This is a genomic window from Micromonospora sp. S4605, from assembly GCF_003176715.1.
Classification (GTDB): Bacteria; Actinomycetota; Actinomycetes; order Mycobacteriales; family Micromonosporaceae; genus Micromonospora; species Micromonospora echinaurantiaca.
On the sequence record NZ_QGSW01000330.1, the window covers coordinates 1 to 10,723 of the forward strand.

Here is a 10,723-nt window from a genome sequence, read left to right on the forward strand (position 1 = left end):
AACGGACCAGGTCAACCGCGTCACGCCGGAACTCTTCCGTGTACTTCGATGGACGCCCCAACGGGGACACCCCTTCCTCTGGACCAACATCCAGTCTCAGGGTGTCCACATCTCAGGGGGAAGCCCACAGCCCATAACTTCACGGCGTTGACCTAAAGCCCCGCCTCCGGAGCAGCCGGTGAAGCCCCTGCCCAATCCCTCCAGGCACCCGTTCCAGTGGTTCGCCGAGCTGACGGTCATTGTCGCCTTCGGCGTGGTCATCGGCAGCTGGTGGTGGGGCAAAGGTTTGGCTGTGGTCGGCGACCAGGTCCACGGGGTGCGCCGCGCCGTCACCGTGGCGTGGCGGGTGTCGGTGCTCGGCGCCGCCGTCTGGGTAGTGGAGCAGCCGGGCGAGGTTCGCTGGCTGGGTTTCGCTGTCCTCTGCCTCTGCGGGGCAGCGGGCTGGTTCGCGTACCTCCGATGGGTGGGCCGCATGGAGCAGCAGCTGGCGGCCTCCCCCTCCACGCGCACCGCCGCTGCACTGCGGCCATCCGAGCTGATCCCGGGAGCCGCGCACCCCGACGGTGACAGCACCCTCCGCAGGTAAGAGACGGTCAAGCGCAGGCGGCGGCGTCCCAAGACGGGTCGGGCCTCCTCGCCGAGCAAAAAGACGAAACCCCGACCGATGAGGGTCAGGGCTTCGTCGTGGATCAGGCTGCGGTCAGGGGTGCAGCCACTTCCAGCCGGCGTCGCAGTCGTCGGTGTCGAAGATGGCTCCCTTGGGCACGACAACCTCGAGGTATGACGTCGCGTAGCCGCCGTCCTCCAGGCCGTACTCTGGCGGCAGGGACAGCCCCCACATGCAGTCTGTGAAGCCGGAACCTCCGTCAGTCGCCCACGTTCCAGGCTCGACAAGGGCCTTCTTGGTGCACCACTCGATGCCCTTGCAGCTGGACCCAGCGACGTAGTGGCCGCAACGCCGATCGGTGCAGTAGCCGCCCTCGTCGGTCATCTTCGTGGGCAGCTTGGGCTTGTAGCTCGGCGAGCTGCTCGGCGAGCTACTCGGCGAGGGGCTGGCCGAGGCGGTGGGGGTGGCAACCGGGGTGGTCGCGGCAGCGGAAGCGGATGCGCCCACCGCCTGGCGATCCTGCGCTTCCGGCTGGTCAAAGCCGCGTCCGAGCGCGAACGCGACGGCGAGGGTGAGGGCGACAACGGCGATGGCAGCTGCGGCAATGAGGGCCCAGCGCTTGCGGGGCGGCACAGCCGCGGTGGGTTCGGTCATGCGGGAAGTCCTAACGATCACTAGCTATTTGATGTGCGATCACGCGAAGCCCCAGCCGAGTGGCTGGGGCTTGTGCTGTGTGGGTCAGAGCGTGACGACGGCGTCCTCGGCGAAGGTGAACAGCCCGGCGTCGAAGACGATCTTCGAGAGCTTGGTGCCCTTCGGCACGTCGAAGAAGACGTAGGCGCGCACCGAGTTGCCCGGGTTGATTTCGTCGAGGAAGCCCTTGGCGTTGTCATTGCCGTAGATTCCGGCCTCGCCGTCGGCGGAGTATTCCCGCCCGGTCGCGTCGTGCGCGGTGACGGTGCTGTCGGCGTGGAACAGGTGCGCCGACTTGGTGACGTTCTTGACGGTCATGTCGACCCGGCAGAACTGCCCCTGTGCCTGGGTGTTGAGGAACTCGGTGCCAACGGAGCGGATGCCGCACTTCACGCCGTGCACCGTAAACTCGAAGTCACCACCGCGGACCTTCTGCCCGATCTTGAAGACCGGGTCGCCGGCGGGCGACGGTGCAGCGCTGGTCTTGGCGGGCTCAGCCTTGGCGACCGTCGGTGCCGGGCTGGCCGGCGCGGAGGTGGCCGGGGCCTTGGCCGACGGGCTGGAGTCGGCGGCCGGCTTCGGGTCGGAGGTCGCGCCGAGGGCGAAGATCCCGCCGCAGCACAGGACGAACACCACGGCCACGCCGAGGATGACCGGCACCAGCCACGGCTTGCGCTTGCTCGGGGCGACCGGCACGCCGGCCTGCTGCCACTGCTGGCCCGGCCCGGGCGGCTGCTGCCACTGCTGAAGCGGGATGGGCTGCTGCTGCCACTGCTGGGTGGGCTCGCCGGGCTGCGGCGGGAACTGCTGGGTGGGGTCGGGCTGACCCGGCTGCTGCCACTGCGGGTCCTGGCCAGGCGGCGGCGGGTACGAGGGGGTGGTCATGACGCTCCAAGGCGGCGCTCGCGGGGGTGGTCGCGTACACGGTGCCACAACACCCCAGATCACCCCATCGTCCCTTGTGTCCGATTGTCGACAGCGGACGGTGGCCGCGACCAGCCAAACGGGTAGTCACTCCTCCGACGTCTGAGGGCGTCAGCTTTTCAGGCCGCCCGGACCTACCAGCTGACGGCGGGGGCCGGGTCTGACGAGTCGGAGCTAGCGTTGCTGATGGCGATGGCGCCGCACGCGGCGGCGGCCACAACGGCGAAACCGGCCAAGACCGACACCAGCGACTTCCCTCGCGGCACATCATCGTTGCTCATGGCGCTCCCAGGGTGTGTTGTCAGTGACACATCGACGGTGGCACACCGACCCTCGGCGCGACATCAGGCGCCGGCCGCGGCGTCCCAGAACGGGTCGGCCTCCTCGCCGAGCAGCAGCGGCACGTCGTACACCGACAGGTCCAGCCGCGGTCGCACGTACCTGACCCGGTGGCGCTATCGCCACCGATCGAAGGCGGTGTCCACTTCGATCTCTGCCACCACGGTCGGCTCCACCTGCACGTAGCGCAGCGGCTGGGGACGGTCGAGCTCCCCCGTCCTGCTGCCGCGCCCGGCGCCGTTCCGCGACGACGGCTGTATGGGGTCCGGGGTGCCGTGGTGGCGCCGGCTTGGTCGCCAGTTCATGCCGCGTCGAGGCGGGCGTGACTGCTGCTGGTACCACGGGGGCGACTGGCACGTCGTGTCCCGCCTCGCCATACGCCTCGCCGCGCGAGCAAGGCTGCCGGCGTCGGCTTCGAGAACAAGCCCTCGTACGTGCTCGACCACCCGGACGCAAAGGGCCTCACCGGGTGGGAACGCGAGGCTCTGTTCTCGCTCATGCACCCGGACCCTGACCGGCGCGCGGCTGTACGTCTTCGCTGTCATCGAGCACGCCACCCGCCGCGTTCGTGTTCTCGGTGCCACCGCCCACCCCACCGCAGCCTGGACCGCGCAACTGGCCCGCAACCTGGTCATGGATCTCCACGACGCCAGCGCCACGGTGAAGTACCTGGTCCGCGACCGCGACAGTAGGTACACGGCCGCCTTCGACGCGGTCTTCGAAGACGAAGGTATCGCCACCGTGAAGACTGGAATCCGAGTGCCGCGCATGAACGCGATCATGGAGCGCTGGGTGCGCTCGCGCAGAGCTGAGCTCCTCGACCGCACCTTGATCGTGAACCAGGCCCACCTGATGCACGCGCTCCGCGAGTACGAGACGTTCTACAACGAGCACCGGTCCCACCGGGCGCTCTGCGCTGCGGCACCCCTACGCCCGCTCCCCCAACCGATCACTGACCCGGATCGACTCGACCACCTCGACATCCGCAGACGTGATCGACTCGGCGGCATCCTTCACGAGTACCGACATGCCGCTTGACCTGCATGGACGGGGTTTTCGGCACGCACACCGCCGGCGTCAACGTCATCAGGTCAGTTGCTTCGCCGCTGGCCTTTCTCCGTTGCCGGATCGTACTTGCCTTCGAGGAACAGAAGGAAGCCGTTGAGGTTGCCTTCCCGGATTCGCATCGAGTTGTCGGCGTACCCGCCGGTCTTGTGGGCTTCGAGAAAGTCGTCTACAAGGGCGCGGAGCTGGGCAATCGTTCCGGTGGGAAGCTTCGGAGTGGCCACTACTGCCCGCCCTCCTTCTGCTTGGTGGCCTGCCGCTTCACGGCCTGGCGGCGGAACTCGCTGAGCGTCGCCGTGGCCACCTCGGCGGCGCCTGCCCAGCCTTCACCCTGGTCGTAGTTGGGTGACGTGTTAATCGGTATGCCGTCAACTTCGATCATGCCGTTGTCGTAGGCAACGACGGTGAGGGTAAGGACGAGTCCCTTGTCTTTGGTGGTGGTAGTGACCTTCATGCTGTTGCGGATGCGGTCGAGGCTAGCTGGCATCAGGGGCGTCCTCTCTGCAGTTTAGCGACGAAACAGCGCGATGCGCCGTACGGTTCGAGGCACACAAAGCAGTGCGTGTCGGCGGAGTTGGCGCCGCCGGTCGAGTTGGTCGGTGACCTGCCGTCCACCCTTGCCGTCTCGACGCCGGCAGTTGGCGAACGGCCACGCCCCGAGGCCAAGCAGCACCCACAGGGCGGCCGTTCCCCGGAGCGTCCACCAAGCTCAGGTCGGCACGTCAGCTTTCCTCCCGCCACGCGATGGCAAGCACCTGTCGGCGTCGGCGACCAGTTGCTTCCGCTTCGCCGCCCAGTCACTCAGCTTGGCAGATCAGCATTGACAGGTCTACTCAAGATTGGGATGGCGATGGCGGCGGGGCGCCGATGGGGGCACCTTCAGCGTAGGCGTTGGCGCGATCCCGGCAAAAGACCTGCACGGTGGGGTGCTGTCCGAGACAGGCGGCGGCGTGCTGGCTTCGCCGGTCGGGTAGGACGTCGACCGACCGACGGCTGTCCACCAGCCGCGGGGCCGTTTCACCCAGCCAAGGTCACGGCCTTCGACTCGATCAGGTACATGGAGTACAACTCCGGGGCGACGTCGACCACGAATCCATGATCCTCGCTCGTGGCGAACTACAACTCACGCCCAGGTAACCGCATCAGCCGATTGCTGGCGCGCTGTTCCCGGCTCGTGTTCGAGGACGGAATCGGACACATGTTCCAAGCACATCCGCTGGGAAGCGGTGTGCATGCGTTGACGGTAGGCCACTGTGGAGCGGACTGGCAAGTCCCAGCAGAGGCATCAGTACGCCCGATTGGCTGCACCGCAGCCCGGACGAGGCCGCACCTCGGCCGGCGGTGTTGACCCGGGCCCGCCAGACGACGAAGCCGTCCGGCCCAACGGTCAACCGGTCGCAACGGACCAGACGGCTTTCCTCGCGGGGCACTTCCTCATCGGCGATTTCGGTGCCGGGCCGGTGCGGCACGATCCGCCCGGCCACGCCGTCGTCCCCGGCACCGTGCGCACCGGGCGGCACGGCCGCCAACCGCAGCACCGGCCGGCCGTCGGCGGCGATGCCGGCCACCAGCGGATACCAGTAGTCGGCGATCGGTGCGCCGAGCCTTTCATTACTGCCGCTCCGGGTGGGTCGGAACGCCGGATCGCCGGCCGGGCTGCGCTCCAGGTGCCGTCGAAACCGGTCGACGACCGCGCCGTCGCTGTCCAGCGTTTGCAGCTCGATGAGCCAGGCCAGATTGGCCAGTTCGTCCCGGGCGACCAGGATCTCCTCCAGCACCGGACCCTGCAGCGGCGGCGGGCTCGGCGGCGGCAGCAGCCGCAGCGCCGGGCCGGGACCGGCATCGGGTCCGGCGTCGACCAGGTCCCAGAGGCGCCACGGCCCGCGTCCCTGGTCGACCTCGGCGACCGCCGAGACCGGGGTGGTCGTGCCGAAGGTGTCCGTCACGGTGACCTCGGTGATCGTGGTGACGCCGGTGGGCACCAGGCGCAGATGAGCGAGGGTGACGACGAGCCGATCAGTGAACTGCAGCGTCAAACGCCGGCCGGATCCAGCCGCCCGCCGCCGGTGGCCACCCCGACGGGCATACAGCCGGCCCTCTCGCCCGGCGAGCCACACCACACGCAGCTCGGTTCGTAGCAGGCGCAGATGACGAACACGCCGCCATGGCCGCCCATCACGCCGGCGGGTCCCTGGTCGATTTTCAGGCGGAGCCGGCAGGAGGACCTCTTCCGCCTTCGGAAGCCATAAAGGCACCTCCGGCCTACGCCGCCCGAGCGGCGGCCAACAGGGGCCGCAAGATCGCGAAGCGGGTCGGCCGAAGCGGCGATGAAGCCAGCGGAAGCGGGGCGCCTACGCGGGTGGACGGGCCTGAGGCTGACCCGGTGGCTTTGCCGAGCACTCCACACAGGTGCAGGTTGCCGTGGAGGTCCTACCCTTCTTGGGCTTGCCTGCGGACTCAGACCGGTCGCCTATTTGACACTACCGGTGTTGGCGTTTCCGCAGCTAGTGGTAGATCATCGTTGGGTGCACGCGAGCATCGCACTCGTTGACAACCGACAACCTGTCCGGGCTCGCGGAAGCGCTCACTGACCCGGTCGACGGAGTGGTAGATCCCGCCCGATGCCGCCGGCTGACCAACCCACGCGCCCAGCACGAGGTCGGCACCGCGCTCGACGAGACCGTCAACGCCACTGACGACGCCCTGACGGTTGATCGCACGCCTCCTCACGGCGTGCCCTTGCGGTGAATGGAGCGGCGTGTACGTCAAAACGTTCCGTGTGAAGAACTTCCGGCGGCTGCGAGACGTCAGGATCGATCTGGACCGTGAGACGACGGTGTTCGTCGGCGCGAACAACAGCGGGAAGACCTCAGCCGCGCAAGTGTTCCGGCTGTTCCTCGGTGCCGAGAAAGAGCGGTTCCGGCTCTACGACTTTACCGCCGACTGCTGGGCCGAGTTCGACGCGTTCGACGCCGCTTCGGACGATCCCGACGAGCGACTTCCGCGCATCGTTTTGGACATCTGGCTCGACCTGAACGGCGATGATGACAACCTGCACCGGGTCGTCGACTTCCTTCCCAACCTGAGTTGGAGTTCCGGCCTGGTAGGGATCCGGCTCTCGTACATGCCCAAGAACGGCAAGGCGCTGATCGAGAACTTCGAGGAGTACCGCAGCAGGGCGCTGGCCGTCGAACGCCCAGAGGGTTCCAGCTACGAACCATGGCCGCGGTCGCTGACCGACTATCTGAGCCGTGAGCTGCGGCGCGAGTACGAGATCACCTACGCGATCCTGGACGTCACCCACTGCGACGAGCGGCTTGAGCCGATTGCGGGATATACCCCGTACATTGCACGCGGCAGCCAGAGTCGCCTCGGCGCCAAGCTTGACTCGTTGATCAAGGTTGATTTCCTTGACGCTCAGCGTCACCTGGTTGACGGCGAGAGCCGCGGCCGGGCCGAAGATCTGTCTCGGAAGTTGAGTGGCTTCTATGCCCGCAATCTCGAACAGCGGGAGAATGATCTCGCGGCGGTCGCTGCGATTGCAGACTCGGAGCGCCACCTCAACGAGCACTTCGCGAAGGTCTTTGAGCCGACCTTGGACAAGCTTGCCGACCTCGGCTATCCCGGCTTCGTCCATCCGCGATTGGTGGTGAAGGCTGCCTTCAACGCGCAAAGCGTCCTCAACAGCGGCGCGCGGGTCCACTACGCGTTACCTGCCGCCGGCGGCTCGATGGGTACATCTGAGCGGACGCTGCCCGACCAGTACAACGGGCTGGGCTTCAAGAACCTGATCTATATGGTCGTCGAAGTCTTGGACTTCCACCATCGATGGATCGATGCCGAAGGTGAACGGCATCCGATCCACCTGGTGTTCATCGAGGAGCCCGAGGCGCATCTACACGCCCAGCTGCAGCAGGTCTTCATCCGCAAGATTCGTGAAATCCTTCCGCAGGTTGAGTCGGCCTTCGCCACCCAGATGGTCGTCACGACACACTCCGCTCACGTCATCTACGAAAAGTCGTTTGAGCCGATCCGGTACTTCAAGCGGACCGGCGTTGACGGCAACGTCCATCACACCGACGTGAAGGATCTGATGACGTTCCGGGAGACGACGGAGGACGAAACCAGGCACTTCCTTCGACAATACCTGAAGCTGACTCACTGCGACCTGTTCTTCGCCGACGCCGCGATCCTGGTCGAGGGCAACGTCGAAAGGCTCCTGCTGCCACTGATCATCCAAAAATCGGTGCCTGCGCTCCAGTCAAGCCACCTCACGATCCTCGAGGTCGGCGGGGCATACGCCCACAAGTTCCAGGAACTGGTTGAGTTCCTGGGACTTCCCACGCTGGTCATCACCGACCTAGACAGCGTGCGAGGGCCGAGCCCCGACGCGGCCGAGGCCGACTCCGAGGACGTGCCTGCGGCTGGTTCATCGTGTATGACGACGCAGGCGGGCGCGGTTACGAGCAACGAAACCCTGGCCTCATGGATCCCCCGTATTCGAGTGATCGACCAGCTTCTCGACGCGGACGAGGCCGTGAAGTGCCCGCCGGCCACCGCCGGTAGTCCGGGATGTATCCGAGTCGCATACCAGACTCGCCGGCCGATCATGTGGGGCGATCGCCAGGCAGCCTTAGCTGGTCGCACCTTCGAGGAAGCATTCGCCTTGGAGAACCTCGCGTGGTGCCAGGATGAGGCACAGGCCGATCTCCGGCTCCGCGTCTCGGGAGCGGCAGCCATGCCGTTGGACGGCTTGCACGACGAGATCTACAAGCGCGTCAAGTCCTTCGACAAAACCGACTTCGCCCTCGCGCTCATCACCAAGGACCACAATCAGTGGACCGCCCCGCAGTACATTGCGGACGGTCTCAACTGGTTACGAGACCGAGTCACGGTCGTTGCGCCTGACACCACACCCTTGACCGCGATCGAAGCTGAGGTCGGCAAATGACCGGCCGGATCGATGCCCGAGACACGGACGCCGACCGACTGATCCGCGATGTCCTCGACCGCAAAGGAAAGGCCGGGTTCATCGTCACCGCCGGGGCGGGCTCCGGGAAGACCACCTCACTCGTCAAGGCTCTCGCACACGTGACGGCAACCCGCCGCACCCAGCTCCGGGCGCGTACCCAGCGGATAGCCTGCATCACCTACACGGAGGTCGCCGCAGCCGAGATCCACGGCGATGTCCAAGACGACCCGCTGGTCTATGTGTCGACGATTCACAGCTTCCTGTGGGAAGCCGTCGCGCCGTTTCAGTCCGACATCGGCGCCTGGATCAAGCGCCAACTTGCCGCCAAACTCGACGAGCTTGGCGGCAAGATCGGGAAGGCAAAGGCCGCCAAGCGGGACACGATGACCCAGGACCGGGCTCGCTACTACCGTCAACTAGACGCGCTCCACTCGGTCCGCAAGTTCACCTACAGCGTCGGGCCAGACTACGGCAGGGGGCAGATCGGGCACGCGGATGTCCTCAAGATGGTGCCGCGGATGCTCCTGGAGCAACCACTGCTGGCAAAGGTCATTGCGACCCGCTTCCCGATCGTCTTCGTCGACGAAAGCCAAGATACGGAGGCGGACGTCGTCGCGGGCCTCATCCACATGTACAGAACCGTCAAGAGCGACTTCTGCCTGGGATTCTTCGGCGACCCGATGCAGCAGATCTACCCCACGGGCATCGGCCAGGTTCCGGCCGAGCCGGACTGGGCACTGATCAACAAACCCGAAAACTTTCGCTCCTCGCGCCGCGTGCTCGAGGTCGTCAACCGGGTACGAGCCGCCGCCGACGGTGACAAGCAGACACCCGGCCGACCCGACAACCTGACCCCAGAGGGACACGCCTACTTCGTTGTTCTACCTGCCGACGCCGACCGTGTCGCCAGCATGGATGCCGTTCGCCGCTGGCTCGCGCACCGTACGTCGAACGACGCCTGGGCCGCCGACGCGCCTGACGGTGTGAAGATTCTCGTCGCCATGCATAAACTCGCGGCCCGGCGACTCGGCTTCGCCAACCTGCACGCAGCCTTCCACCCGAAGAACCCACCCGCACTGGCCACCGCGTTCATCGAAGGCACAGCCTGGCCCATCACGCCGTTCGCCAACGTCATCCTGCCGCTGTGCGACGCCTCGAACGACAACGCCGCGCTCCGTATCCTGCGCAAGCACAGCGGTCTGATTCGTGATGACCTCGCCGGCGCGGGCGTCGTGCGGGCACGACTAGCGTCCGCCCGCGAAGCCGTGACTGATCTACGTGGCCTTGTCGCCGCCGCCGGCCCCGGCTCGGTCGGGAAGGCGTTACGGTTCGCGCACCACACCAGACTGATCGATCCGGTTCCACAACTCGCCCGCTACCTGGACCCCGACGGACCCCACAGCGACCAGGTCCTGTCCGAGAAAACCCGGGAAGTACTCGACGCGTTCATGACGTGCGACGTGCGCGAACTCCAAGGCTATCTTCGCTATGTCAGCCGTCAGTCGCCTTACTCGACCCAGCACGCGACGAAGGGCGCCGAGTTCCCGCGGGTTATCGTCCTGCTGGACGACTCCGAAGGAGTCCTGCCGGCATACTCCTACGACAAACTCCTCGGACTCGCCGAACTGTCGCAGACTGACCGCGAGAACAAGGCGAACGGCAAAGACACGACCGTCGAACGAAGCCGGCGCTTGCTGTACGTCTGCGTCTCACGCGCCCGGGAGGAGCTTGCCGTCGTCGTCTACGCGGACAACGTCGAAGCCGCGATTCTGTCCCTCAAGGTGTCCGGTCTAGCAGACGAACCACTGACGCTGAGCGACCTCGCCAACGACCTCGGCGGTGATTCCAGCATCACATAGGATCAAGGACTCCCTGCCGCACGTTCGATTTCGTTAAGCCGCAGTCGTGATCCTCGGCAAGCGCCAACCGGGCTGTACGGTGCCAATACGTGTCGCACGCGCTGTGAGCTAATCCGGCTCATCGACGGCAGCATACTGGCTCATCGAACTTAAGCGGGGTTGAGGTGTCCGCGGTGGCGTCGGGTGGTCGCGGTGCGGGTGCGTAGCCGCTGATTCTCGGGGTTTCGGAAGCCGTAGGCGTCGCGGGCGACGGTCTTGATGACC

The 10,723-nt window shown here is 66.3% G+C and carries 10 protein-coding genes; 5 read left to right on the forward strand and 5 right to left on the reverse strand.

The window, feature by feature from the left end; translation table 11 throughout:
* The first annotated feature begins 178 nt into the window (after positions 1–178).
* Positions 179–586 carry a hypothetical protein gene (locus DLJ47_RS28865; protein WP_109904653.1) on the forward strand — a complete coding sequence of 136 codons (408 nt, stop codon included), beginning with the start codon at positions 179–181 and terminating at the stop codon, positions 584–586.
* A gap of 114 nt (positions 587–700) precedes the next feature.
* Here DLJ47_RS28865 and DLJ47_RS28870 read toward each other — a convergent pair whose 3' ends face one another.
* A complete protein-coding gene (locus DLJ47_RS28870; protein WP_109904655.1) occupies positions 701–1,261 on the reverse strand; it encodes a hypothetical protein in 561 nt (186 codons plus the stop codon).
* A gap of 84 nt (positions 1,262–1,345) precedes the next feature.
* A complete protein-coding gene (locus DLJ47_RS28875) occupies positions 1,346–2,185 on the reverse strand; it encodes a DUF4352 domain-containing protein (protein WP_109904657.1) in 840 nt (279 codons plus the stop codon).
* A gap of 1,011 nt (positions 2,186–3,196) precedes the next feature.
* Here DLJ47_RS28875 and DLJ47_RS37175 point away from each other — a divergent pair.
* Positions 3,197–3,601, forward strand: a complete 405-nt coding sequence (locus tag DLJ47_RS37175; protein WP_233258070.1) for an integrase core domain-containing protein — start codon at positions 3,197–3,199, stop codon at positions 3,599–3,601.
* A gap of 53 nt (positions 3,602–3,654) precedes the next feature.
* Here DLJ47_RS37175 and DLJ47_RS35470 read toward each other — a convergent pair whose 3' ends face one another.
* The 3 genes from DLJ47_RS35470 to DLJ47_RS28890 form a co-directional block, all read right to left on the reverse strand.
* Positions 3,655–3,852: a hypothetical protein gene (locus tag DLJ47_RS35470; RefSeq protein WP_146228216.1), complete on the reverse strand. Its 198-nt coding sequence runs from the start codon at positions 3,850–3,852 to the stop codon at positions 3,655–3,657.
* Positions 3,852–4,115, reverse strand: a complete 264-nt coding sequence (locus DLJ47_RS28885; RefSeq protein WP_109904659.1) for a hypothetical protein — start codon at positions 4,113–4,115, stop codon at positions 3,852–3,854. The genes DLJ47_RS35470 and DLJ47_RS28885 overlap by 1 nt, the downstream gene beginning before the upstream one ends.
* 655 nt (positions 4,116–4,770) lie before the next feature.
* Positions 4,771–5,664 (reverse strand): hypothetical protein, encoded by an 894-nt coding sequence (locus tag DLJ47_RS28890; protein ID WP_109904660.1) that lies wholly within the window; start codon positions 5,662–5,664, stop codon positions 4,771–4,773.
* Positions 5,665–6,175: 511 nt separating this feature from the next.
* Here DLJ47_RS28890 and DLJ47_RS35475 point away from each other — a divergent pair.
* Genes DLJ47_RS35475 through DLJ47_RS28900 form a run of 3 tightly spaced genes read left to right on the forward strand, consistent with a single transcriptional unit; the run spans position 6,176 to position 10,459 of the window.
* Positions 6,176–6,376 carry a hypothetical protein gene (locus DLJ47_RS35475; RefSeq protein WP_146228217.1) on the forward strand — a complete coding sequence of 67 codons (201 nt, stop codon included), beginning with the start codon at positions 6,176–6,178 and terminating at the stop codon, positions 6,374–6,376.
* Positions 6,377–6,386: 10 nt separating this feature from the next.
* Complete coding sequence (locus DLJ47_RS28895) at positions 6,387–8,579, forward strand: ATP-dependent endonuclease (RefSeq protein WP_109904661.1); 2,193 nt, start codon at positions 6,387–6,389, stop codon at positions 8,577–8,579.
* Positions 8,576–10,459 (forward strand): UvrD-helicase domain-containing protein, encoded by a 1,884-nt coding sequence (locus DLJ47_RS28900; RefSeq protein WP_109904663.1) that lies wholly within the window; start codon positions 8,576–8,578, stop codon positions 10,457–10,459. The genes DLJ47_RS28895 and DLJ47_RS28900 overlap by 4 nt, the downstream gene beginning before the upstream one ends.
* Positions 10,460–10,723 lie beyond the last annotated feature (264 nt).

Coding starts and splice junctions, on each gene's coding strand:
- DLJ47_RS28875 (WP_109904657.1), bottom strand. CDS start 2,185: ATGACCACCCCCTCGTACCCGCCGCCGCCTGGCCAGGACCCGCAGTGG.
- DLJ47_RS28900 (WP_109904663.1), top strand. CDS start 8,576: ATGACCGGCCGGATCGATGCCCGAGACACGGACGCCGACCGACTGATC.
- DLJ47_RS28870 (WP_109904655.1), bottom strand. CDS start 1,261: ATGACCGAACCCACCGCGGCTGTGCCGCCCCGCAAGCGCTGGGCCCTC.
- DLJ47_RS28885 (WP_109904659.1), bottom strand. CDS start 4,115: ATGCCAGCTAGCCTCGACCGCATCCGCAACAGCATGAAGGTCACTACC.
- DLJ47_RS37175 (WP_233258070.1), top strand. CDS start 3,197: ATGGATCTCCACGACGCCAGCGCCACGGTGAAGTACCTGGTCCGCGAC.